Genomic DNA, 23,440 nt, shown 5'->3' with positions numbered 1-23,440 from the left:
TGCGGCGGCATCTGGAAGAAGCAGAACAAGGAGACCGGCGCCGACTACTACACGCTGACCATCCGCGATCACGGCTTCAACGCCAACCTCGGCAAGGCCGCGAACCAGGACGATCTGTCCCTGCAGGCCATCATCCCTTGGGGCCCCAAAGACGCCGCCTAAGCCAAAGAATCGGCCGGGTTGCTCCGGCCGATTCCCATCCTTTCTACTAATATCTGTGTTTCAGGCTGCCTTCCGCCGATGCGATTTGGTTGCCACAATTGGCTCGGCTTAAGAGCTTCGTCCCGGCGACGTTTTTTAAACTTACGACGCAAGCCGCAGGGTCCTCGTCTCGATTGGAAAGCGAACTTACAGCAAAGTATCGGCAGTTTGACAGCCGTGCAAATCGATAAATGCCTTTAATAGTAACACTGTAAGCGTATCCGTCGCGCGAACTGCATGATCAAATGTGGGCACGCGCGTGCGAGGAAATCTAGATGTTGGGCTATGGTGTGACTAGGTCACTACCTTTTGCGACGCCACCTAACGTCAACATCTAGGCGGGTCAGAGTTGCGAGCAGAGCAATAATCGTTGTGAAGACTCATTTTTCCGTGTAGATGACACTTTAAAGGGCGAATTCGCTGAAAAAGCGATATTTAGAGGGCGGGCAGATGAGAGAAAGGTCTTTTGAGGCTGATACGAAGGATCAACCCTTCGATGAGATCATTCTCCAACAGGGGGAGCTGATCTCTGATCGCCTCAACATGTTGCGGCAAGAACAGTATCCTCCGGACGCTCAAAAAGGTCTACGTCAGTTTTCCTTGGCGGAAGTTGCGTACTACCTTGGTGTAACGCAGTCGACAATCAAGAAGCTCCACCTAGAAGGTAAGGGGCCCGATCCCGAAACCTCGTCGTCGGGAAGGCGTAGTTATTCAGCCGAGCAAATGCTCGAACTGCGGGCGTATTTGGACAAGCATGGTCGGCCTGGAAAGCGGCGGTATGTGCCCTATCGGCGTGAAGGTGAGGAACTGCACGTAGTTTCTGTCGTCAACTTCAAAGGCGGGTCTGGAAAGACGACTACTGCGGCTCATCTGGCTCAGCATTTGGCGCTGAAAGGGCATCGTGTACTGGCGATCGATCTTGACCCGCAGGCATCACTGACAGCTCTGCATGGTATTCAGCCGGAGCTTGATAATGTTCCATCGCTCTACGAGACGCTCCGCTACGATGATCAACGCAAGCCAATTACCGAAGTAATCCGACCAACGAACTTTCCTAACCTTGATATCGTGCCTGCAAGTTTGGAACTTCAAGAGTATGAGTATGATACCCCCGTTGCCTTGACGAGCAGCGACCCCCACGAGGGGCGGCTTTTCTTCACTCGGATCTCTAAGGCGCTCGACGAAGTCGATGATCGCTATGATGTCGTGGTGATCGATTGCCCACCGCAGCTTGGCTATCTCACGTTGACCGCACTGACAGCCTCGTCGTCAGTCATCGTCACCGTCCACCCACAGATGCTGGACGTTATGTCGATGAGTCAGTTTCTGCTCATGCTTGGCGGAATCATGAAGACAATACGAGACGCTGGCGCAAACATGCGACTGAAGTGGTTTCGCTATCTGGTCACCAGGTTTGAACCCACTGATGGCCCTCAGAAGCAGATGGTCGGCTTTCTGCAGGCGATGTTCCCGAACCAGATGCTTACCGCGCCTGTATTGAAATCCACGGCGATCTCCGACGCTGGGATTACTAAACAGACGCTCTACGAGGTCGAGCGCTCCCAGTTTGTTCGCACAACTTATGACCGGGCAATCACTTCACTGAACGACGTGAACGATGAGGTTTCAGAGCTGATCCACAAAGCATGGGGGCGCGAATGACGACGTCTTTGACAGCCGTGCAGATTGAAAGTTTTGACAGCCGTGCAGACAGCCGTTTGTCCAGAGTGTTCACGGCTATGATCGCCCAGAAGGAGACAGCTTGATGGCTCGTAAAGACCTCCTGAAAAGTGTGATGGCCAGTTCTTCCGAGCAACCGAAGGACTCTGGCCGATCAGGCTATGCGATGCGTGGCGCATCAAAGTCCATGAAGGTCTCGATTGACAACCTCGCCGAAAATTCGAAGCGCTTGCTCGAAGGTGAAACCATCGTCGAAATCGATCCCCAATTGATCGACGTGTCCTTCGTCTCGGATCGTCTCAGCGACGACGACGAGGCTTTCAACGAGCTGAAGGAGTCGATTGCATCTGGTCGCCAGGACACTCCAGTACTGCTACGCCCGCACCCGGATCTGGACGGTCGCTATATGATCGTCTTCGGCCATCGGCGTGTGCGCGTGGCGTCAGCCCTTGGCCGGAAGGTTCGCGCTGTCGTCAAACCAATGGACGATGTGGCGCACATTCTCGCCCAAGGGCAAGAGAACACGGCGCGCGCGGATCTCTCATTCATCGAGAAGGCGCTTTTTGCGAAAAGCCTCCTTGATATGGGGCAGGCGAAGGATGTGATCCAGTCGGCGCTGACCATTGATGGAACGCTGTTGTCGCGCATGTTGTCTGTCGCACAGAACATCCCGAGGCATGTGATTGAGCGGATTGGTCCCGCCAAGCAGATTGGCCGCGACCGCTGGGAGGATTTCAAGAAGCTGGCTTCGGAGCCTGCGAACCAAAAGGTCCTTGAAGGTGCCTTGGAACTCGAGGGGTTTCACGAGCTGGATAGCGATGCAAGGTTCGAGCTCCTGCACAGCAGACTGGCAGAGGCGGGCAGAACACCCAAGCGCAGAAAGACGCGCGTGGCACCCAAGAAGCGAACCTGGACCGCCGGCAAAGGCCGCATCAAAGGGGTCATAGGCAGGTCCGGAAGGGCGTTCAGTATTTCGCTGACAGCACAGGATTCAACCGAGTTCGGAGACTTTCTCTCCGGTCGACTGGATCAGCTCTACAGCGAATTCCTCACAACAAAAGAGGAGCAGTCGGAACAATGATCTAGGCAAAAGAAAAGCCCCCAAGCAGCGTGGCCTGAGAGCTAATCTGAAAAGTTTGGTCGCTTAGAAGATACCTCTCCCGCGAATCACTGTCAACGATGAACGCTTTTGAGCGAAGGGCTTTCTTTTGCCTCCACATAACCGGAGGTGAGATACAGGCATGAAACATACAGGTTGGCGCAAGCCGACACCGGGTCTCGGCATTGCAGAGCAGCTTGCCCAAGCCGGTGAACGGGTAGCAGTACCCAAGACACGAGCATTTGTCGCGCTCAAGCGTGTGGGAGCGCATATCGGCCTGAAGGCCGGCGACATGATGCTCCTCGATACACTGGGGGCCTTCACGCAAGCCCAGGACTGGGAGGAGGGGCAGCGCCCGATCGTCTGGGCCTCGAACAACTATCTGGTGGAGCAGACGGGCTTTTCGCTGTCGGCCCTCAAGCGCCATGCGCGGCGTCTGGCTGAGATCGGTGTAATCTCCTTCCACGACAGCCCCAATGGCAAGCGGTGGGGGCGTAGGGACGCTGAGGGGCGCATTGTCGAGGCCTACGGCTTCGATCTGTCGCCGCTTTCGGCGCGTGTCGAAGAGTTCGAGGAACTTCATGCCGAATTGCAGGCTGAGCGCGAACTCTGCCAGCGCCTGAAGCGCCAGATCACTGTGGCGCGCCGGATGATCCGAGCCCGGATCGAGGCGGCAATCAGCCACGCGCTGCTTGGGCCTTGGTCACAGTTCACGGGGCTCTTCGAGGAGCTTCTGGACCGGCTTCCGCGCCGTCATGAAGCCTCCGAACAGCTTGCGCGGCTGCTCACCTGGTTCAAGGAGCTTCAGGGGCGTGTCGAGGTGGCGTACCTCAAAGCGACTGGTGCGGTGAAATCTGTGGAGAACACCGGTAATAATGATGCCCAAGTCATGGAGAAGACTCAAGAAATGAACCCCAGGAGGGCCATTTCCGAACCTCATATACTAATTACAAATCAACTTAATCCTGTAATTAGTAATTCCTCTGAAAACGAGGAAGCGGCGGGTGTGGTGCCCAATGCTCCAACCGAAGAGCAAGTTGATAGGGAGCTGGAAGACTGGGTTGCCGAGGTGCGCAAGAAGCGCACAGCGCTCGACCTGCCGACAATCATGCAGGCCTGTCCCGAATTCGCGTCCTGGGCGCGCAATATGGGCGGGTTCCTGAAGGATTGGGGCGATCTGCACCGGGTTGCGGGGCAGCTCAGGCCGATGATCGGGATCTCGGAGCATGCCTGGAATGTGGCACAGGACCGAATGGGCACCCAGGTGGCCACGGCCGCGTTTGCGCTCGTCTTCGAGAAGCACAGCGCGGGTGAGGTTTCCTCGCCGGGCGGATATCTGCGCGGCATGGTCGAGAAAGCTGGGGCAGGGGAGTTGCACCTCGAGCGCAGCTTCTATGGCAGGCTCAGTGGGCAGGCCGCGTGAGGGAACCGGGGTTCAGAGACCGGCGGTCCTGGTCAGGTTCACCCGGAAGCGATCGCGGCGGCGCTGGTAGCGGCGGGTCATCTCCGCTGTGGCGTGCCCCAGCTGCTTTTGGACGTAGCGTTCGTCGACTTCGGCTGAGCTGGCGAGACCGGCGCGTAAACTGTGGCCGGAGAACAGCGCCAGGCGCTCTTTCTCGGGCAGGTCGGATCGAATGCCAGCGTCGAGGACCGTGCGCTTGATCAGGCGCGCGACATGCTTGTCGTTCAGCCGTGTTTCCGTGGCGCGTTTGCCGTCCCGCGAGGTGCCGACAAAAACCGGACCAAAGTCGATCTTCGCAAAGTGCAGCCATTGCTCGAGCGCATGAATGGGGCAGGTCTGCTCCTTCGAGCCTCGACCGACTTCGACCTCGCGCCAGCCGGTCTTGGCGTTGAGGGTGAGCAGGGCGCCCTTGTCGAATATCTCGATCCAGCCGCCAGAATCCGGTGTGTCGTCCTTGTGGACGTCGAGGCTGACGATTTCTGAGCGGCGCAGCCCCCCAGCATAGCCAAGCAGCAGGGTTGCGCGATCCCGCAATCCGCGCAGGTCGTAGGGCAGGGTGGCGACCATGGCCAGAATGTCCTCAGCCAGGATCGCTGCCTTCTGTATCGGCGGGCGCGCGTGCTTACGCTTGATGCCAGCCAGCACAGTGGCGATGTGGCGGTTCTTGCGATCGAGGCTGAAACCGCGTTGTGCGTAGTTCCAGGCGAGACCCGAGAGGCGCCGGTCGATAGTAGAGACCGATAGGGCAGGGGAAGGGCCCGACCCAGAGGCCAGATCCGCGAGATAGAGCCCGAGCATCTCCGGTGACGGCGGAAGCGGCTCGGCGCCCTTCATCCGGCACCAGCGCGCAAAATGTGTCCAGTCCTTTGTATAAGCCTTCAGCGTGTTCTCGGACGCAGCCGCGCGGGCATAGTCGCGGGCGGTGTCGACCAGCCGATCGAGGGTGCCGGACCCGGCCACAAAGGAAGGCAGGTTTAAAGCCTCGCCGTCGGGGCGCTCTCTCTCGTTGTCCTCGTTGGACGAAGACTCGATTGGCACCTCTGAGCTCGATTTCTCGTGGTTTTCTGACATGTCGTGCAGCATATTCCTCTATGTCCGATAATGCAAACTTATTGGACATAGAGAGATCGCGCAAGGCGGGGCGGTTATCTTGCTATTTTCTGGTGAAAAGCGCCGCGTTGGTGTAGGCTATTGGCATGACATTTGCCCGGTCCGACCCCATCAGCGACCTTGAGACTTTACCCCGGATGCCCTCGTGGGTCACCTCCACGCGTGCGGAAACCCTTGAAGATGTTGCGTTTTTGTCAGGCTCGGCGTTGAACCACCTGCATCTTGTGTTAGGACGCGCGGAGGTGCCCCACGCCTTGTTGCGGGACCGGCTCGCGCTGCGTGCGGCCGAGGCTTGCGTCGCGTTCTCTGGTCGGTCGGAGCGGGCAGGGGAGTTGCGCGATGCAGTGCACCTGTTACGGCCCGGCGATCTTCCCGGACCAGCGGGCGAAACCTATCTGGCCTGGCGGCGTGCGGTGGAGCGGCCGGTGTCGATCAAGGCTTTGGGACGAGCCTTGCCGGCCTTCGAGCCGGGCCAGATTGCCGGGTGGCTGGATGCAGGGCAGGGAATGCCGGTAGTCCGTGCCGCGATGGTGCTGGAGGCGGTGCTGACCGAAGCGCCGCGGGCCGATGTGCCCGCGTTGATCCTCTCTGATATAGCCCTTGCCCAAGCACTCGGTTGGGGTCATCTGATGCCGCTGCTGGCGACTGGCCTTAAACGGGCTGACCTGCGCAAGCAAGGCGATGATCTTCGCTTCGCCTGTCATCGTGCGCTGATCTCCACGGTGGTCGAGGTCGTGCGTCTCGCCGCCGACCTTGCACGTCGGGCGACGCATTTGAAGGCGGTCGCGCCCAAGCTCCGGGCCAAGGGCGCGGGCGACGCGGTTGAGATGTTCCTGACCCGCGATTCCGTGGCGCCCTCGGCGCTGCCGCTGCCGGATCGCGCCGCGCGGCGGCTGTGTGACCGTCTGGTCGATCTTGGTGCGGTGCGCGAGCTGACCGGGCGCGATACCTTTCGTCTGTACGGGGTGTAGCGATGGTCAAGGATCGGTCAGAACCGGATCTGGATCGCGAGCTCTCTGATCTGCCGCCGGACTTGCGCTGGAGGGAATGGATGCGCCGGATCGAGGCGGTACTCTTTGCCTCTGCCTCGCCGGTGCCGCGCGACGACCTGGCGCGGGTGGTGGGGCAGGAGGCCTCGGTCGACTTGCTGGTCGAGGATCTGGCCGCCGATTTGGAGGGGCGGGCCTTCGAGATTGCCCAAGTCGCCGGCGGCTGGATCTTCCGGACGCGACCCGCTTACGCGCCCGCGATCCGCGCCGCGGCGGATGTCGGGGATCAATTGCTGGACTTGAGTGAATTCGACGTCGCGGTCCTGGCCGCTATCGCCTACCACCAGCCGATCACGCGCGACGGGCTCAAGGACATCTTCGGCAAGGAGATCAGCCGTGACCTGCTCGGGCGGCTGCATGCGCGCGGCCTCATCGGAACTGGGCCACGGTCTCCCAGACGTGGGGCTCCCTATACCTTCATCACCGCCGAGCAGTTCCTTGTCGCCTTCGGGTTGGAGAGCCTGCGCGATCTTCCCGATCGCGAGCAGCTGGAGGATGCGGGGATAACAGCCTTATAGGCAAAAGATCGATGGTTCACATCCTTCTGCCTCAACCGACTCCACAGGCGTTTCCTCTTGTGCGGCGCCTACGTTTCCAACACGCGTGGAAGCAAGAGGGGCCGAAGTCCCTCGCGCCATTGCAAAATGCAATGCTTGATCCTGCTGGCCACTGATAATCGCTGGAGGATAGCCCGTTTCGTGCCTATGCGTTCTTCATGGATGACGAGGAAGCGAATCTAGACTCGGACACAAAGGGCGCTGAAAAGGCGTCTCTCGGGCGCACGATCAGCAGTAACCGGGATCTGCTGGTGGCGATCATGGATTTCTATGCCCGCAACCCGAACGTCATCGGCGGCGGCGATATTCTTGCCATCACCGGTAGCACGCCCGCCGCCCGCGCCGGCATGGTTGCTGCGTCGCTCGCCGGCATTGTGTTCGAGGGCTACGAGCGCGCGATCCAACGCGTCGTTGTGGTGATTCCGCCTGGAGGGGATGTCGCGCAGGCGGACGGTCTTGTCTGGAGCAGCTTCGTACAATCCTTCGAATCGCTCGCCCGCCGGCCGCTTAGGCAGGACGAGGAGGCGTGGTTCCGTGATCGCCTGATTGTCCATGCCGCTCCAACCGGACGTCATGCCAACCTACTAGAGCTGGTTGCCGGTCAGGTTGAAAGGACCGCACTGATCGTGGTCGAGGCGGCTGGATATCGCGACGACACGATCGCACCGTTCGTGCCCTCTGGTGCGCGGACCCCTCTAATCCCGGAAGACGTCTGGGTGCCGCAGGTTCATGCGCTCGCTGTTGCAGCCGCGCCCTTAGCCTTAGAGCGGAAGCTCTACGTCGTCCTCGATATCAATGAGAGTTCGCCGATCCGACCAGAGCTTGGCGACCTCCTGCTCTCAATCGACGCATTCGGCGTAGTGGGATCGACGGCGGACGAAAGCGCAGAGGCCGTCATTACGCAACGCATTGATGATTGGGAGCGGTGGGTCGCACGAGGTCAAGCTGGCCGCGCCCTTGCCGACGTTGACGCGCTTCCACCCGTAGCAGATGCACAGAAGCCATTTCTCAAGGTCCAGCTGCTCCACAAGGCGGGTCTTCGCCTTGAGGCGTTGACCATGATCCGGACCGAGCTCCTCGCGCGATCCGACCTCGATCCGTCTACCCGCGTGCGGCTCGGCCGTATCGCCGAGGATGCTGGCGCAACGCGCCTCGCTGCAAAGCTCATTGGGTCCTGCATCGATGCGTTGGAGAGTCGTGAAGACCTCGAAGCCGCGCTCAGCACGTTCGAGCATTGCGACCAAGACCTTGCGGACCGCATTGCGGCACGGCTCGAGGCTCGGTTTCCTAATGCCCAAGGCGTCCGCCGCCATCAGCGTCAGCAACTTCTTCGTGCCCGCGATCACGCGGGTATCGCTGAGTTGCTGCGCGACGACGATCCTCCGCGATCCGCCTTTCACGCGCGCCTTGCCAAGGCGTTCGCTGGCAAAGGTGTGCCAGACTATGTCGAGCTCATCCGCTCTGGCGAGACGGCGCAGGTATCGGAAGAATACCGCCTGGCGAGCGTGCAGGACTCACTGTCGCGCGGACTTATCGTGCATGCCTTTGGACTTGTCGGCGCCATCCCTAAGTCCGATGCACAGGCTCATCGTTGGGAAGGGCTCGCGCTCCAGGTACTCGAAGGGGGGTTCCTCTTGGCTGGGCCGGACGGCGAACCCGCCGCCGGTATAGACACAACTAAGGAGTTGCTTTCCCAGTTGATCGGGCGCCTCGCCGCCGATCCAATGAACGCGGGTCTGCGCTACGGCCTCGTTGAGGTGCTCAAGCCAGAGGTCGCCGGCACGACGGGGCTGGCTCTGATAGCCAAGCTCGTCCTCGACCTTGCAGGTAGGCCCGTCGCCGCCGACAAGAGCGCACTAGAGGTCTCGGCGAGCATGGAGTGGCTGTTAGCGCACAAGCCATTTCTCCACCGTGCGCTCAACTGGCTCCAATCCGAGCAACCAATCATCATCGGTAAGCTGGCGCTGCCCACGGAGCTCCTGACCGAGAGCGCCGATGAGGCGATCTTGGCTCTGTCATCCTATATCGAGCGGGCGCCGATCTCTAATGACAGCGATATCCACGCACTACAGCTCTATCTCGTACTTGCAGCTGCCATCGCGCCGCATGCCGCAGACCCCGACATTGACCTTCGGCTCTACCGGCTGACCGCTGGCAAGATCGCGACCAGCAACTTTGCGCAGACAGGCCGCGATCTCGTAGAGGCAGCGCTTCGGGCGGGAGTGGCGACGCCCAGACGCCGACGCTTGGCCTGGTTTGCCGTGGCTGACACCTATCATCGGACGCGTGATTATCTAACTGCGCTGGTGGCGCTTGCCTGCGCCTTTGCGGCGGACAATCGCGCTGACGAGGAGGAGCTCTGGCAGGAGGTCTACGGATTGACCCGCCTTCTTCGCGACATCGGCTTGCTGGACGCGGCGCTTACAATGGTCGACACGGGACGCGAACTGCTCGAGCGGATGGAGCTCGCCGAGGTATATGGCCATCGGCTTGAACTTCTGAGCCTACAGGTGCGCCTGTCCCGACGGGACCGTAATGACCCAGCTGAGCTCGCGACCATGCTCGCCGAGGCCACCGCAATCGGGCGCACTGTTCTTGATCGCAGTGACCAGACCGCGCCTAGCGGCATCGTCTTGGGGCAACTCATCCGCGACGCGCGCGAGCGGGGAGTCGAGGTGCCTCACGAGGCAGATGAGGTCTTCGCCGAACTCAACAAGTGGGCAGGTGGGGCACTTGCAGCGATGATCGCCGCTACCGCCGCGCAGGTACCGACGCCCGCTCAGCTTGCCGATCTTGTCGCAGCCATGCCGCCAGCACGTTATGCGGAGGACGTTGGCTATGACATGGGGAATATCGCCACCCTCGCGCAGCGGAGCCTTGCAGATGAGGCAGTACTAGATGTGGCTGAGGACGCGAGCTTCGTTCTGGAGCTTCTCGCAGACCAAGGAACAGCGCTTCCCAACTGGGACGAGGCGGCCGCACCACCAGCGCTTCTGGAGCAGGGCCAGCCGGCCGCAATTGCGCGCTCAATTTCGGCGGATGGGGTCGATGTCCTGCAGTTGGGTTTCGATGCCACGGGCCGATTGATCCGTCTCGCTACAAGCAACGGCGAGCTGGGCATGCCGACTGTGGAGGATGGCGACAAGTTCTCTCGCCCCGCGTTCCAGGCTTGGTCGCATTCCTTCCCGTTTCACTATGGCGTTGATGAAAGTCCAAACCTCTTCTACCGCACTACGGAATGTCTGCAGTTGGGATGGTCAGCCGCGCGCCCGACGATTGTCGCAGCGTCGAGCGAGCTTCAGGCATTCCCGCCCACGATCTTCTATGACGGGACGGAGTTCTTGGGCCGAAAGGTTGCGGTAACCGCTGTACCATCTCTCGCCTGGCTGAGCGGGGCGCGCGAACGCGCCCATAAAGGCGACGGCCGCCGCGTCGCATGGATATCGACTGCGGAAGGCGAGGACGGCCGCTCCACCCTGACGCTGCTCGCGCAGCGCCTCGACGGACCGTTCACCGATCACGGCTTCGTGGTCGACAATGGTGGCGTCCTGCCAGAGCGCTTCGCCGGCGCTTCTATGGCGGTCCTGACGGCGCATGGTGGCATTCACCCGGATGGACGCTTCTTCCAGTTGGTCTCCGACGAAGGCGTCCTCAAGGTCTCGGCGGCGGACCTTGCCGCGGCCGTTCGAAACGTGGGCGTCGTGGTCCTTTTCATCTGTAGCGGCGGCCGTGCGGATAAACATCCGATGGCCAACACCACCCTGGGCCTCGCTAAGCAGGTCCTCGACCGTGGCTGCAGTGCCGTGATCGCCTCGCCATGGCCGCTCGACTCCCAGGTGCCGCCTCACTGGCTCGAGGCTTTCCTCGCCCGGTGGGAGGACGGCGACCGTTTGATGGACGCGGTCTTTGCTGCAAACCAAGTGGTCGACAAACGCTTTGCACTAGATCCCGCGCGCGGACTAGCGATGTTGACCTACGGCGACGGGTTAATGACCCGGCCCAAATGTTGAATCTCGGCCGATATACGAGACCTCTTTCGCCACCGGAAAGTGCCCACCACAATCAAACCATGTACAGTGACGGTAGCTAACGTCACGCCTTTGCCACAGCTTTCTTCTTAAGCTCTGCACTTGTTGGGGGGCGATTTTTCTGGCTTGCTGGGCGATTTATGTATAAAATCACAACGTAATATACGTCGATAAAAAACATCGAAGAAAGAGCAGCTTAACCGTGGCATCCGCCCAGCAAATCATCGGTCTCGTCAAGAGCCACGCGGAGGGAGACGCCGATCGTTTTTACGATCTGGCGATGCAACTCTCTGCGGCCGAAGAGCAGAAGGGACATACCCGGCTGGCTGAACAGTTGCGACAATGGGCTGAAGCGGGGCAGAAGCCACCTGCCAAGCGAACCCCTGCAGTCACCCCTATCGCAACACCTCGCGGCGATCTTGCAGAGTTTCTTGCCGCGTCTTATCCGACGGAGCGACTCGTCGATGTAATCTTGCCGGATAGGATTGGGAGTGAACTGTCGCATCTCGTCTTCGAGACGCGTATGCGCGAAAAGCTCGAGGCAAAAGGCCTGAAGCCACGGAGGCGCGTTCTCCTCTCCGGCCCTCCCGGCACCGGCAAGACACTGAGTGCGTCAGCACTGGCCGGGGAGCTGCAGTACCCCTTGTTTTCGGTCATGCTCCACGGTCTAATAACGAAGTTCATGGGCGAAACGGCGCAGAAATTGAAGATGGTCTTTGATGCCATCAAGACGACACGCGGTATCTACCTGTTCGACGAAATCGACGCTTTGGCTGCGGCCCGGGGCGGTGAGAACGATGTCGGCGAAGCCCGGCGGGTTCTGAACTCATTCTTGCAGTTTCTGGATGAAGACACAGGGCCTTCGATCGTCGTCGCCACTACAAACTTGCCGGGAATTCTTGACCGCGCTGTGCTGCGCCGCTTCGAGCTCGTGTTGCCCTATGTGATGCCCGACGGTCCTGCTATCCGGCAGGCACTCGAACGCCGCCTGATCGGTTTCTCGTTCAATCGGATAGGATGGAAGCGGGTGACGGATGTTGCCGCAGGCCTCTCAACGGCCGATATTGTGGCGGCGGCGGAAGATGCCGCGAGACGTGCGGTTTTGAATGATACTGACAAGATTGCGACACAGGATTTGCTTGACGCCCTCGAACGCCGACGGTCGCTCCAAGAATTAGGGACCAATGACAATGGCACGAGAGCTTCCACACTTCCACCTTCGCAATCTCGGACAACCTCGCCCGTTTCAAGCAAAGGGCGGGGGCGGGTCCAAAAGACCAAGTGATGTCCCCAATCGTGCTGCGCACGCTCAAGCGCTGCTTCAGGCCATCGACGCGCTGCCGAATATTCTGGCCGCCGAGCTTCCCGGCGTTTATCTCGAAGTCAGCTCCCGTGCCGATGAGCGCCTGAAAAAGGATAGCCTAGACGCCAGTGGCCTAATGCTTCTTCGCATCGAAGATTTCCTTGTACCCGGTGGCGCCCAAGAGCGTGCGACGGTGTTTGCAACAGCTAAGGGTATCGAGAACCTGCGCAAGAAGGTCGACCAGTTTCGGACTGAAGACACGCCCGATCGCGAGAAAGGTGGAGAAATCATCCCGGGCCGTCCGAAGAACGCGGATCTGGTGCAGAGCGTTGCCGCCATCACGGAGGCAGGCTTGCGCGCCCTCTGGCGCAGCCCTACAGGCAAATTCCCCGCAGTGGATGTTGCGACTGTCTGGGAGGTTTGGCTCGAACCTCAATTGACTGAAGCCTTCGTCGGGGCCGCACCAAACTATGGCGTCGCCGTGGGAGCGGATCGGCTGGAGTTTCCCGAAGATACCGTTGTGGTCGTACAGGCCGATCGCAATCAGCTCGCTCAAGCCGTCCGCCGACTGGGCGGCGTGCGCGCCCTTGCCGCTCCGACTATTACAGCGGATTTTTTCGACGGTTTGCCGGTGGCCGAACAGGCCCAGTGGGTCGATGAGCTCGCGGGCCGTACGACCTACACTGACAATCCCGATCCTGGCTACGTGACGCTTTTGGATACCGGCGTCAGTCGCGCGCATCCTCTCATTCAGCCGGCGCTCAGCGTGGATGACCGACATGCCGCCAACCCGGCCTGGGGACTGGAAGATGCGAAGGGCCATGGCACGGAGATGGGAGGATTGGCGCTCTTTGGCGATCTGACGCCGAAACTGCACCAGACGAACCCGGTTTCGGTCGTGAACCGTCTGGAATCCGTGAAGCTGCTGCCTGATGCAGGGATGAATCCGCATCATCTCCTCGGCGCGGTGACCAGGCAGGCAATCAATACAGTAGAACAGGTTGGTCACCGACGCCGTACATTTACCATGACGACGACGACAGGTGAGGATACGCCGCACGACGGAGCCCCCACCTCCTGGTCAACAGAAATCGATCAGCTTGCCGCCGGCGTATCAGGTGACATCAAACAACAGCGCTTGTTGCTTGTTTCAGCAGGGAATACCGACAACTTCACCTTTGGTGCCGGAAACTACCTCGACCGATGCGATCACGAGGACAACGAAATCGAGTCGCCGGCCCAAGCGTGGAATGTTCTGTCTGTCGGGGCCTTTACAGAGAAGACCGTACTGCCGCCAGACGGAGAGCCGGCCCAAGCGCTTGCACCATTCGGCGATCTATCGCCAGCTTCGAGAACTGCATCGTGGTCGTCCCATTGGCCGAACAAGCCGGACGTCGTCCTTGAGGGCGGAAACTGGGCGCTAAGTTCCATGCCACCGCCAATGCGGCATGGATGGCTATCGCTGCTTTCGACGCATCACAATTACCCGGTCCGATCCTTCACATTCACCTTCGACACCAGCGCGGCGACAGCGCTTGCAGCGAAGGACGTAACGGAACTCTGGTCGGACTATCCGACACTTTGGCCCGAGACAGTGCGTGGTCTCTACGTGTCGTCCGCGCGGTGGACGCAGCAGATGCGTGCACATCTGCCGGCCCAGCCAAACAAGGGTCACTATACGCCTCTTTTTCAGCGCTATGGGTATGGTGTGCCGGACATGGCCCGTGCCCGCCGCAGCGCGTCGAACGCGCTGACCCTCATCGTAGAAGACACGATTACGCCTTACGGGATTTCTGAAAAGACCGGGGGTGATATCCACAATGAAATGAAGCTGTTCGCCCTTCCCTGGCCCGTTGAGGCTTTGCGCGCGCTCGGCAATGCCGATGTGACCTTGCGGGTGGCACTCAGCAGCTTTATCGCTCCGAACCCGTCCGAAGCCTCGCGCGGCGTTCGGTACCGCTACGCGTCCCACAACTTACGTTTCCAACTCAATCGCGCTGGCGAGAACGAAGCCCAATTCCTGGCTCGGATCAGCAAGGCGGCCGAACAGCCCGATGGTCCTGCAAACGACGAGGATGATCTCTGGGAATTTGGTAGCAATCGGCGCCATGTCGGCTCGCTGCATATCGACCAGCTGACGTGCAAGGCTTCCGATCTGGCGCGGCGCAATTTGCTGGCTGTTCACCCCGTTGCCGGATGGTGGAAGTCGAAAAAGCTTCTAGAAGAAGGTTTGCCATCTGTGCGCTATGCGCTGATTGTCGAGATCGATGCAGGCGAGCTCGAAGCGGAGCTCTATGCGGGGGTTCAGGTTGCTATCGAGGCACTTATTGCAGCCCAAGCGGCGATTGCTGTCTAGGCCTTCCACTTACTCAGGTTACAGTAAGGTAGCGCATTACTGTTCGTCGAAGGACGAAAAGGGAAAACGGAAGGGGCGGCTTCATCCCCCCGTGGTGAGGTAATTATGAAATACTGGAACACTGGGGATGTCGTCGTCGACAGCATACTTCAGAAACTGGAAGGATTTGGAACTTGGCGCTCAGACAGCGATGCAGAGAGCACGCATCAGTTGCTGTCCGGTGTCATTTATATTCAAGAGATGCTTCCTGGACTTGTTGCAAGGCACTTTCAATTTCCCAACCTCTTTGTCGGCAATGCGCACTTTTCGGGTTCTCAGGACTATAGGCGCGAGTTGATTGAGAGAATTACGAGCGCCATCGGCAAGGGGTTGGACGCAGCTGCGGCAGATCCTATGCTTGGCCGAGATAGCAATCCTGACTTTTCTGATCGGCCTAGAAGCAGAGGTGAGGAGATACTCGATGCGCTGACAGCCTTTGAGAAAGACCGTGACCAAGCCGCGCTGAGTCGACTAAAGATGGCCGTCAGTCCAACCGGATTGCAATCGCGAGTGAACACAATTGAAATGCTAATGAATAGGAAGCGGCCATACGGTAACCAGTCCCCTGAGGTCGCTTTGCTTTCCGAACTTGGCCGACTGGAATTCGAGGCACGTGGTTATCATGGGCAGAAGGCATAGCGACCTCTTTTTTCTCATTAGGGCATGACTTGTCCCCTAATGAATTCCGGCGACAAGTCTAAACGGATCTTCCGCCATACTTGAACACTTCAAGCCGCATCTGCTTGTCGGACAGAATGCGGCTTCATTGAGATTGCCGATTTCATTGAATAGTTGAACCGTGGGTGCAGCCTTTCCCCCATCCGGTTTCGACCATTCATCTGGAACCCAAGATGTAGCATGGCGATGATCATATCCGTATTCGATACGTAATTGTGTCCGATCACCACGTCTCCGAAGAGCCGGAAGGGCGTTTCTTCGGCTCGGTGCTTCAGGAAGTAGGCGCCCTTTTCTTGCGTCGTCTTGATCTTCTCTAGGCAGGACGCATAGGCCAGCGCATGAAGGAGGCTGTCACGTTTCGCGATGGCCGTTACCTTGGCACGAGACTCGCTGATCCGCTTGCGCCAGATTTCTGACCGGACATTGCCCTGCATGTGGACAGGCACACCAGCCAGCTCGTCGCGGATGTGGCGGTTTTCCGGCCAGAGATATCTGTTGCCGTACCCCATGTCGTTGATTTCCGGATCGCGTGAGGCTTCCTTCACCATCACGGTTGTCGCGAGGATATCGTAGATGTTCCGAGCCGACACGACGAGGTCGCGGGAGCGGGCGAAGCCTGCTGCCGTCTGGAAAGTGAGCTTGATTTCATGCTCGCGATCAGGAGCCGCCTGGAGCGTCTGCCTGAAGCCAGTGGCGGTGTGAAAGCCAAAGGCGCGCGCAATTAGTTCCGGGCGGAGGCTGGGGGCAATACTCGGCAGATGCAGCGCCTCGGCCTTTTTCAAATTAGGCAAGTCGGCTGCAGACAGGTGAAACGGAATGGTGGCGTCGATCATGCTCATCTCCAAGGCCGTGATCGCCGGTTAGACACGACCATCGGGTGAGAGATCGAGGTCAAGTGCAGTATCAGGAGACGAAGGTTTCAGCCGGCGACAGCTACGGGGTTCACCCTTGCTGATCGAAGTTAGTGATGAGGCGCAGCTATTGCAACATCATCTTTTGAAAGGCAGCGGGTTTGGCTGGCGTTCGTTGGCCCACTCAGTGTGGCATTTGTCAGGAAGATGCGCTATTCAAGTGCTGAAACCAGCATAATTTTGGGATCCAAGCGCATTTCGCGATGGCAAATAATTGCCCCCACGGGTAGGTGTAAATTTCGATCCACCTGACCCAAGAACCTGAACAGCTAAGTACCGTCATCCAGATAACGGGATATGGCAGTCACCGGGATAACGGAATACGGGTGGGCACAGAAACTGCACACCGCCAATCTCGTGGGGCGCCTTGTTCCAGGGAAACGTGGCTCGTAGATCGAATGCCGAAAGGAGGCGCGAGCCATGCCCCAGGAGAAGACATCGCAACAAAAGGCTGAAGCCACCCCGGCGAAGCGTCAGAAGTCCTCGACCGAAAGGATCTTCGGCCCCGCCGTAATGAGTCATGGTTTTACCGGTGTTCCGAACATCCTCGTTCGGGGCCAGAAGCGTCTTGGGTTGAACACGGCCCAGTTCAACATTCTGGTTCAGCTGCTGAGCTATTGGATGGACCCGGCGAAGCCCCCCTTCCCATCGAAGCGGAAGCTCCTCGAGCGTCTGGATATGTCTGAGACGACCTTGCAGAAGCATATTCGCGACTTGGAAGCACAGGGTTTTCTGAGGCGCGAGCAGCAAACGACAGCGGCAGGGGATTTCGGATCCAACATCTATCACCTCGATGGGCTAGTACGGAAACTGAAGAAGCTCGCCCCGGATTTTGACGACGAGCGGGCTGAACGTGAGGCCGCGCGTCAGAAAACAGAGCGCCCGAATGCACGGGCAAATGCGCGGGCAGCGGCCGCCAAGCAGCGTGCGACAACTGCAAAGACCGAGGACTGAGATCTATGTCGATGACCCCGATCCTGCATCCTTCGGGTGCCCTCGCATTCGGACGGCTGCTTGAGATGCGCGCGCCAGGCATCATCCTGCCGGCCGGCGAGATCCGTCTCTTTCATGGTCGGCACACTGGCCCCAATCGTGGCTTTGGCGCCGAACACATCTGGGCTGAGCACGAGCGCGAGATGGTCGCGGCCGGCTTTCTTGATTTTGGGTCCGTGGCCGGGTATGTCGCGACGATTGTCCGAGAGGGCACCCCCGTGTTTTTCGGGGATCACAATTGGAGAACTCTCAGGGCTATGGCTGTCCGCTCGCGGACCGGGACCGCGATTGTTGAACACCGTACGCCTCGTGGCGAAGATCCACATTGGTCGGTGATAACAGCCTTCTCCGGAACTAAAACGCACGGTACCCGTGTGGGAACCGTGCGTTGATCGATGTGCTCGCAGTAGCAGCGCGTCCTTAGCTCAAGGGGTCGGACGCCACCATTACGTGTCCTGCAAATGGTTCCCTTGGCAGAACCATCATCCAAGTGGGCGGAGCGATATCCAAGATAACCCGGCCCAAGATGCTCTTTATGGCACGCCACAAAGATAATGATTGAGCGCGGAGAGTCAAGGATTGTGCTGCGTACGCAGAGTTAAGGAGACGGTTACAGCCATCGCGCTGGACCACTCCGCTACTCAGGTTGCCATACGCGATCTGTCCAATGCTGCTGATGGCGCCGAGCAAACTCGGTGATCGACGAAATGTTTGCCTCAGGGCTCAGGCACGCGCGAGAGCAGGTTGCGACGACATCCTGATAGAAGGATCGGGCGACCGAGAGAGGGCCCGCAAAGTTGAGAATCAGGTCGTCGAGTCGATCAGCAATCCGATCGCCACGGGGAACCATGACGACGCTGGGTGGCGACCCGTAAGTGTTGATCAGGATGTATCGCCAGCTTGGATCGGCTGTACCGGTACCGGGAAGCAGTTCCCAAGGGTTTGCGTCTCCACCGCCAGAAATCTCGATATAGATGTCTTCCAGCGCCTGTGGTTTGCGCGCGACCAGGACATATGGGCCGAGTGCGGTGAGGCAGCCTGAGCGCTCATCGACGCCTATGCCAAGAAGCCTCTCGAGACGATGGCGGACGTTTTGGTCAAGATCAGCGCGGCCGGAGATGAACCACTTGAGTTGTCGAAGTGTGATTCCAACTGCAGTCGCTATTTCGGCGGGTGGGTTTGGCCAGCACTCGACGAGGTTCCGCAGCAGCGAGGCCACTTCTTCAAAACCGTCGCTAATTGGATCATCGTCGACGTCCATCCAGTCCCCATCTTGCTCATGCCTAGTGAGCAGCCAAACCCTTCCGTCGAAGCCGTCGTGCTGAAAGTACCGTGGTTGCTTCGGCGGTATTGAGGCCTCTTGAGGATAGAGCCATTTGCCAGGGGTCCAATCCATCCCTTCGGTGGGACGTAATTCGGCTTTGCGAACCGGGAGGGCAAGCCAATGTTCAATTTGCTGCCGCACTTTCGCGGGCGCAGAGCTGATTGCCCCGCCCTGGCTGTCATAACAGTGGTCGCGAACTGCATTTTCAACAAGCGCGAGCAACGGGTCTTTATTGGCCGTCTCGTTCCTGTTTCGGTCCAACAACCACCGGGCTGCGTCTTGTGCCGTTCGCAGTGCAGCTGGATGGGTCTTGTCTGCAGCGTCGGTAATCGACAGATGCACGCCGATCTTCGCGAGGTCAGAAGCCAAACTGGGGGCGGCGGAGGTCAGGTGGCGATTAACCCGTAATGTGTCCGGCAATCCGCGCAGGCCTTCGGCCTGCGACCACGCCTCCTGCAGAACGGACAGGATGGGCCTGGGGTCAGTAAGTGTAGAAAAGGTCATCCAGCGCAGGGGCAGGCCAGCCACGTTAAGGCCGTAAATCAATAGCGGGGAGAGGTCGAGCGGCTCTGCCTCTGCAAGCCTGATCGGATCCCGGACTGAAACGATACCATGCTCTGGATGCAGAAAAACAAACCGCGCGACCGCAACGTAGAAGAAATGCTCCCTGTTTAATTGATCGCTGTTCACAGTGCACTCCTAGTTCGTGCCTGTCCCCGTATTTGCCGGACCTGAACCCCATGAAAACTGCATGCATCAAGCTGAACGCAAATCTCAAATGGATCTGCGTACTCAGCCTCACAAAGGTCCGCGATTCCTGCGATCCGCGAGAGTGCAGGAACTGATTCAAAGCTGTCGGATACGCGGCAGGCTATTGACCTCATGCTCTAAAACCCCGCAACAGTTCTTTGTCTCTGGGGTCGACGCCATTCATAATCGCCTCCACCTGAAGGAGGTGTTGTGACGCACGCCTCAGGTCCCGCGGGATAAGAGCTTCAGTGCTAGTCAGGGCTCTGTCGTCGATTACCTCGTGCCCTTCATGCATCGCCCACCCAAGGAACCCCGCTTCGAAGCGTTTTTTTGTTTCTGCGTCCAGACGAAGCTCTTGTGTTGGTTGGCCGGCACGTATCCGCAGGACCTGAAAGTCGCGATGAAACCCGCCCCGCCAGTTCTCTTGTCGTTGGCCGGATCTCTGCGACCTCTTTGGCATCGGTGTCAGCGCGACCCTCACGTAGACATCCGGGTCGTCGATATTAATCAGTGCCAAAGCCAGATCGAGCGGCTCGCCAAGTGTGCTGTGCGTCCAAATATTGTGATCGAGGAGGTAGTTATCGCCTTCATGCGCCCAGTATTCGCCGTCAGGAATCCAGAACATGGGCCGATCATCGAGAAGGTCGGGCGTCGCAAACCCAATCGGTTCCCAAACCTGCATGAGTGGCTGGGACAGCCTGAACCGGATGCTCCCATGTTCCACGAATTGCTTCTGGCCGAGATGGGGGGCCACTGCCGATAGCAGGCGCAACGCCACATCTAGATCGGTGACCGACGGCGTATCGCCTTCATCAAGAAGGACCCTCACCCCTTGAGAAGCATGGCTTTCGTCGGGCGTATGCCCATAGAACTCCGGAATAGACAGCACGCAATCGAAGGGGCCAACGACGATCCGAAGCGCACTGCAAGCATTCTGCGCCAAGGTGGGGTACAATTCGATGGAGTTCAGGTTTTGGATTGCGTTGAAGACGAGTTGCGCGGCGATCGGTTCCAGGTCGGATGCATATGCTTCGGAGATGCCAATGGCGTCCCCACGATTCAAGATCAGTTTTCCGTAGATGGATGCCTCGCTGTACCCATTCCCTTCCACGACGCTGAGTTCTAATCCAATGATCGGATCGCCTGCGTGCCGCATCGCAAATAGGGGGCGGATTTCTTCGACCAGATAGGCGAGGTCAACTCCATTCCCTGTGTTTTTCACTTCAGCCACGCGCGCGGGGAACTCTTTTGCGCTTCGATTGATCGCGGGGATGAAACTGGTGTTCTGCCCTGTCTGTGGGTGGGTTCGCTTGGTTTGTTTCGCTTTCAGCGCGCCCCAGTTTGAGTCTGGGGAGATTGCGGCGGCAAGATCGTTCAAAAGTGTCAGCTTGGTAGGGCGATTTTCGCCGGTCCATCTTTCCAGAATTCGGTCGACGCCTTTTGACAAGCATTCGAGCTTGATCGGGAAGGTCTCGGCTGACTGCACATCAGTGTTCAGGTACATTTTGCTCATTCCTCTGGCGTGCCTCCGAAACCAATTCAAGCCGTGGGCCCTTTAGCAGGAGTCGGAAAGCGCGCAACTGATTGAGCAAACCGATGAATGTCCAGAAGCTCGGCAAACCAAGATCCAATGGGCCCGGATCAGGTTCGCTGGGTTGGTTTCCACCTGCTGCGCCGACCTGTACTTTACAGCGCGCCAGCCCCAAGTGAGCTTCTCAAGCCTACATCGTGGACGTTCGGCAAGCAACTACCTGTTGGCCCCTCTCGATGATTTTGGCCCCTCCTGCCCATTGGCCAGGACCGCGCCCTACTCGGTCGGCTGCACGCAGCCGCCCTCCCCGAGCTGATACGCCGCCTCTCCCTGCGACGTGCAGTCTCCTCCGGAGCCAGCCCGGCCAGCCGTCGCATGGTCGTGGCAACGCTTCATCTCGGCCGTTCGGTAACGGTCGCTGGGGCGGGGCGGGTCGCTTCGATGGTCTCGTCCACCGCGCCCCAGCCGGCGTTACTCCTCGCCTTACCGGACATGCTGTTCAGCCATCATTGGCCGTAAACGATGCTCGACGACCGCAGGATTGCATTGGCCACAGCTGGCAGAGGGCCGGTGATCAGCGCGGTGCAAGAAATCGCAAACGATTGGGCTGCAGTAGTGGGTTCGTTGGAAATTGGGATGAACCGCGCGCGGTGCAGATGCCTCGAAGGTCTGCTTGAAATCGCTCAGCCCGATGACTCCGCACTCAACCAGCTTGCTACGGATGAGAGAGGTCGCGCCACATTAGGCAGGGCTCGGCAACGCGCGAACCCGTCCGGCTGCGGTTCGGGGTGAGAGGGCAGAAAAGACACCGCCCTCGCGGCATCTCCCTCGGCTGTTCACCCAGTTTCATTCGCGGCCACCGCACTTCCGCCTTTGTCTGAGTTGCATGACATGCTGGTCGCAGCTGTCGTCCCGTCCACAAAGGTTGTCACCGATCTTTTTCCCCTGACCCACCAAAGAACAGGGGTGGGCCATTCCTCGCGAGGCAAAAAGACCGGTGCCTGCCCCTCTCCGCTGCGCTTCGCCTTCGGTGTGTCCGGGCCTTGGCCAGCTGCAAGGTGACCATCATTGCAACGCAAACAAGGAGAAGAGCAATGACCACGAACTGCATCAAATTCACCAGCGCCGACATCGAAACTGCCAAGGGCGTCGGCTCCATCTCAACCCTGACTTTTGATCTCGACATCACGGTCGAACCCGTCGCGAGCGCGAACCCGATGGCCCCCACGCATCGCGTGCTCGGCCGCTCCCCGCGCGGCAAGCTGGTTGAGTGCGGCGGCATCTGGAAGAAGCAGAACAAGGAGACCGGCGCCGACTACTACACGCTGACCATCCGCGATCACGGCTTTAACGCCAACCTCGGCAAGGCCGCGAACCAGGACGATCTGTCCCTGCAGGCCGTCATCCCCTGGGGCCCGAAAGACGCCGCCTAAGCCAACGGCCAGACCGCTTCGGCGGTCTGGCTTTTCCTCGTCCCTGGGAACCAGTCAAGAGCAGGCGTATGGTCGGTTTCCGAAGGATGCGGCATATTTCGGATGCGGTCGCCGTGGTGGGTCGTCAGACTGGATAGGTCGCAGAGGCGGCTCCGATCTTTCTATTCAGGGACGGCGTGGACCGCGCGAACCCGAGTCGGAACCGAATGTCAGCGGGGAGAACTGGGAGCCCATGGAGCGACGTAAGCGCACCCCTTCTCTCAGTCTAGCAACCCGCGCCAGTGGCGTCTTTGCGAAGTTCCCAGGGTCGGCGAACTCGCCCTGTATCGCGAGGGTGGAATTCGCAAATCAAAGTCATGCGTCTGGTGGCAACGTCTCACGCCCGTGTCACCGCCGCGCGCCTTTCCGTCGACCTGTTGGCCTCAGAGATCGCTAGCCCGGGGTCGAGCGGTCAGCAACGCCGGGGCAGGTTTCTGGACGGCTGGCGCCTTGAGCGCTGCCGAGGCATCGCTCACAACAAACCTGCCCCCGGCGTGCTCCATTTCATTCCGCCCCGTGCCGGGTGCAGCCCGCTCTCATGCCCCCGGTCTTTTCCACGATCCGTCCAACGACGATCAACGGAAAGGATCACACCATGACACTCGAACAATCCATCGACCTCGCCGAACTGCAAGCCGACATGGCCTTCGATGCCTACCTCGCCGCCTTTGATGAAGACGCCCATCCCGAGACCCTCGACAGCCTCGAGACCGAGGCTCTGATCGCCCGCAGCCGCTACGACGATCTGTGCACTCTGGGACTGGGTCACTGACCCAGATACCCCTGCGGGTCTTCGGAACCGCAGGGGTCTGACGTCGACACTCACAAGCATCGTGACGCTCGCAGAGGGTGCGACCCGCGCCATCAAGCGCGGGCCGTTTTCTTGTTTATGGCGCC

General features: G+C 59.3%; 17 protein-coding genes. 13 read left to right on the top strand and 4 right to left on the bottom strand.

Translation table 11 applies throughout. From position 1 onward, the window contains the following. The first annotated feature begins 651 nt into the window (after positions 1-651). From repA to repC, 3 genes are all read left to right on the top strand, one after another. Positions 652-1,863 carry a plasmid partitioning protein RepA gene (repA, locus tag ACN0X0_RS20890; RefSeq protein WP_417280802.1) on the top strand — a complete coding sequence of 404 codons (1,212 nt, stop codon included), beginning with the start codon at positions 652-654 and terminating at the stop codon, positions 1,861-1,863. Between the two features lie 103 nt (positions 1,864-1,966). Next, entirely contained in the window at positions 1,967-2,962 is a 996-nt protein-coding gene (repB, locus tag ACN0X0_RS20885) for a plasmid partitioning protein RepB (RefSeq protein WP_417280801.1), read from the top strand. A gap of 160 nt (positions 2,963-3,122) precedes the next feature. Continuing rightward, positions 3,123-4,403, top strand: coding sequence for a plasmid replication protein RepC (gene repC / locus ACN0X0_RS20880; protein ID WP_417280800.1), 1,281 nt, complete (start codon positions 3,123-3,125; stop codon positions 4,401-4,403). 12 nt (positions 4,404-4,415) lie between these two features. Here repC and ACN0X0_RS20875 read toward each other — a convergent pair whose 3' ends face one another. Further along, positions 4,416-5,525 carry a tyrosine-type recombinase/integrase gene (locus tag ACN0X0_RS20875; RefSeq protein WP_417280799.1) on the bottom strand — a complete coding sequence of 370 codons (1,110 nt, stop codon included), beginning with the start codon at positions 5,523-5,525 and terminating at the stop codon, positions 4,416-4,418. A 113-nt stretch (positions 5,526-5,638) separates the two neighbouring features. On the opposite strand from ACN0X0_RS20875, the gene ACN0X0_RS20870 reads away from it, so the two are divergent. The 6 genes from ACN0X0_RS20870 (at position 5,639) to ACN0X0_RS20845 (ending at position 15,523) form a co-directional block, all read left to right on the top strand. Beyond that, positions 5,639-6,523, top strand: a complete 885-nt coding sequence (locus tag ACN0X0_RS20870) for a DUF1403 family protein (protein ID WP_417280798.1) — start codon at positions 5,639-5,641, stop codon at positions 6,521-6,523. A 2-nt stretch (positions 6,524-6,525) separates the two neighbouring features. Further along, positions 6,526-7,119 carry an SMC-Scp complex subunit ScpB gene (scpB, locus tag ACN0X0_RS20865; RefSeq protein ID WP_417280797.1) on the top strand — a complete coding sequence of 198 codons (594 nt, stop codon included), beginning with the start codon at positions 6,526-6,528 and terminating at the stop codon, positions 7,117-7,119. A 197-nt stretch (positions 7,120-7,316) separates the two neighbouring features. Beyond that, positions 7,317-11,168: a hypothetical protein gene (locus ACN0X0_RS20860; RefSeq protein WP_417280796.1), complete on the top strand. Its 3,852-nt coding sequence runs from the start codon at positions 7,317-7,319 to the stop codon at positions 11,166-11,168. Between the two features lie 220 nt (positions 11,169-11,388). After that, positions 11,389-12,471 (top strand): AAA family ATPase, encoded by a 1,083-nt coding sequence (locus tag ACN0X0_RS20855; protein ID WP_417280795.1) that lies wholly within the window; start codon positions 11,389-11,391, stop codon positions 12,469-12,471. Next, entirely contained in the window at positions 12,377-14,845 is a 2,469-nt protein-coding gene (locus ACN0X0_RS20850; protein WP_417280794.1) for a S8 family peptidase, read from the top strand. Before ACN0X0_RS20855 ends, ACN0X0_RS20850 begins: the two co-directional genes overlap by 95 nt. A gap of 105 nt (positions 14,846-14,950) precedes the next feature. Beyond that, positions 14,951-15,523: a hypothetical protein gene (locus tag ACN0X0_RS20845; protein ID WP_417280793.1), complete on the top strand. Its 573-nt coding sequence runs from the start codon at positions 14,951-14,953 to the stop codon at positions 15,521-15,523. 89 nt (positions 15,524-15,612) lie between these two features. On the opposite strand, the gene ACN0X0_RS20840 is transcribed toward ACN0X0_RS20845, so the two are convergent. Next, the gene (locus ACN0X0_RS20840) at positions 15,613-16,395 is read right to left on the bottom strand and encodes a hypothetical protein (RefSeq protein WP_417280792.1); all 783 of its coding nucleotides are present in this window, start codon (positions 16,393-16,395) and stop codon (positions 15,613-15,615) included. 498 nt (positions 16,396-16,893) lie between these two features. Here ACN0X0_RS20840 and ACN0X0_RS20835 point away from each other — a divergent pair, with 498 nt between their 5' ends. Beyond that, positions 16,894-17,427, top strand: coding sequence for a helix-turn-helix domain-containing protein (locus ACN0X0_RS20835; RefSeq protein ID WP_417280791.1), 534 nt, complete (start codon positions 16,894-16,896; stop codon positions 17,425-17,427). Between the two features lie 5 nt (positions 17,428-17,432). Then, on the top strand, positions 17,433-17,858 hold the full coding sequence (locus tag ACN0X0_RS20830) for a hypothetical protein (protein WP_417280790.1): 426 nt from the start codon (positions 17,433-17,435) through the stop codon (positions 17,856-17,858). Between the two features lie 245 nt (positions 17,859-18,103). On the opposite strand, the gene ACN0X0_RS20825 is transcribed toward ACN0X0_RS20830, so the two are convergent. Both ACN0X0_RS20825 and ACN0X0_RS20820 read right to left on the bottom strand, forming a co-directional pair. Continuing rightward, a complete protein-coding gene (locus ACN0X0_RS20825; RefSeq protein WP_417280789.1) occupies positions 18,104-19,480 on the bottom strand; it encodes a hypothetical protein in 1,377 nt (458 codons plus the stop codon). A 190-nt stretch (positions 19,481-19,670) separates the two neighbouring features. Then, a complete protein-coding gene (locus ACN0X0_RS20820) occupies positions 19,671-21,044 on the bottom strand; it encodes a hypothetical protein (RefSeq protein ID WP_417280788.1) in 1,374 nt (457 codons plus the stop codon). 1,121 nt (positions 21,045-22,165) lie between these two features. Here ACN0X0_RS20820 and ACN0X0_RS20815 point away from each other — a divergent pair. After that, positions 22,166-22,504 carry a DUF736 domain-containing protein gene (locus tag ACN0X0_RS20815; RefSeq protein WP_008335621.1) on the top strand — a complete coding sequence of 113 codons (339 nt, stop codon included), beginning with the start codon at positions 22,166-22,168 and terminating at the stop codon, positions 22,502-22,504. Positions 22,505-23,138: 634 nt separating this feature from the next. Next, the gene (locus tag ACN0X0_RS20810) at positions 23,139-23,315 is read left to right on the top strand and encodes a hypothetical protein (RefSeq protein WP_417280787.1); all 177 of its coding nucleotides are present in this window, start codon (positions 23,139-23,141) and stop codon (positions 23,313-23,315) included. Positions 23,316-23,440 lie beyond the last annotated feature (125 nt).

The organism is Celeribacter sp. (assembly GCF_048270365.1).
Lineage (GTDB): Bacteria > Pseudomonadota > Alphaproteobacteria > Rhodobacterales > Rhodobacteraceae > Celeribacter.
This window is presented reverse-complemented; position numbering and strand designations above follow the sequence as displayed.

Excerpts from the sequence above, each read along its gene's own strand:
- repA (WP_417280802.1), top strand. The coding sequence starts at position 652 with ATGAGAGAAAGGTCTTTTGAGGCTGATACGAAGGATCAACCCTTCGAT.
- repB (WP_417280801.1), top strand. The coding sequence starts at position 1,967 with ATGGCTCGTAAAGACCTCCTGAAAAGTGTGATGGCCAGTTCTTCCGAG.
- repC (WP_417280800.1), top strand. The coding sequence starts at position 3,123 with ATGAAACATACAGGTTGGCGCAAGCCGACACCGGGTCTCGGCATTGCA.
- ACN0X0_RS20875 (WP_417280799.1), bottom strand. The coding sequence starts at position 5,525 with ATGCTGCACGACATGTCAGAAAACCACGAGAAATCGAGCTCAGAGGTG.
- ACN0X0_RS20870 (WP_417280798.1), top strand. The coding sequence starts at position 5,639 with ATGACATTTGCCCGGTCCGACCCCATCAGCGACCTTGAGACTTTACCC.
- scpB (WP_417280797.1), top strand. The coding sequence starts at position 6,526 with ATGGTCAAGGATCGGTCAGAACCGGATCTGGATCGCGAGCTCTCTGAT.
- ACN0X0_RS20860 (WP_417280796.1), top strand. The coding sequence starts at position 7,317 with ATGGATGACGAGGAAGCGAATCTAGACTCGGACACAAAGGGCGCTGAA.
- ACN0X0_RS20850 (WP_417280794.1), top strand. The coding sequence starts at position 12,377 with ATGGCACGAGAGCTTCCACACTTCCACCTTCGCAATCTCGGACAACCT.
- ACN0X0_RS20845 (WP_417280793.1), top strand. The coding sequence starts at position 14,951 with ATGAAATACTGGAACACTGGGGATGTCGTCGTCGACAGCATACTTCAG.
- ACN0X0_RS20840 (WP_417280792.1), bottom strand. The coding sequence starts at position 16,395 with ATGATCGACGCCACCATTCCGTTTCACCTGTCTGCAGCCGACTTGCCT.
- ACN0X0_RS20835 (WP_417280791.1), top strand. The coding sequence starts at position 16,894 with ATGCCCCAGGAGAAGACATCGCAACAAAAGGCTGAAGCCACCCCGGCG.
- ACN0X0_RS20830 (WP_417280790.1), top strand. The coding sequence starts at position 17,433 with ATGTCGATGACCCCGATCCTGCATCCTTCGGGTGCCCTCGCATTCGGA.
- ACN0X0_RS20820 (WP_417280788.1), bottom strand. The coding sequence starts at position 21,044 with ATGTACCTGAACACTGATGTGCAGTCAGCCGAGACCTTCCCGATCAAG.
- ACN0X0_RS20815 (WP_008335621.1), top strand. The coding sequence starts at position 22,166 with ATGACCACGAACTGCATCAAATTCACCAGCGCCGACATCGAAACTGCC.
- ACN0X0_RS20810 (WP_417280787.1), top strand. The coding sequence starts at position 23,139 with ATGACACTCGAACAATCCATCGACCTCGCCGAACTGCAAGCCGACATG.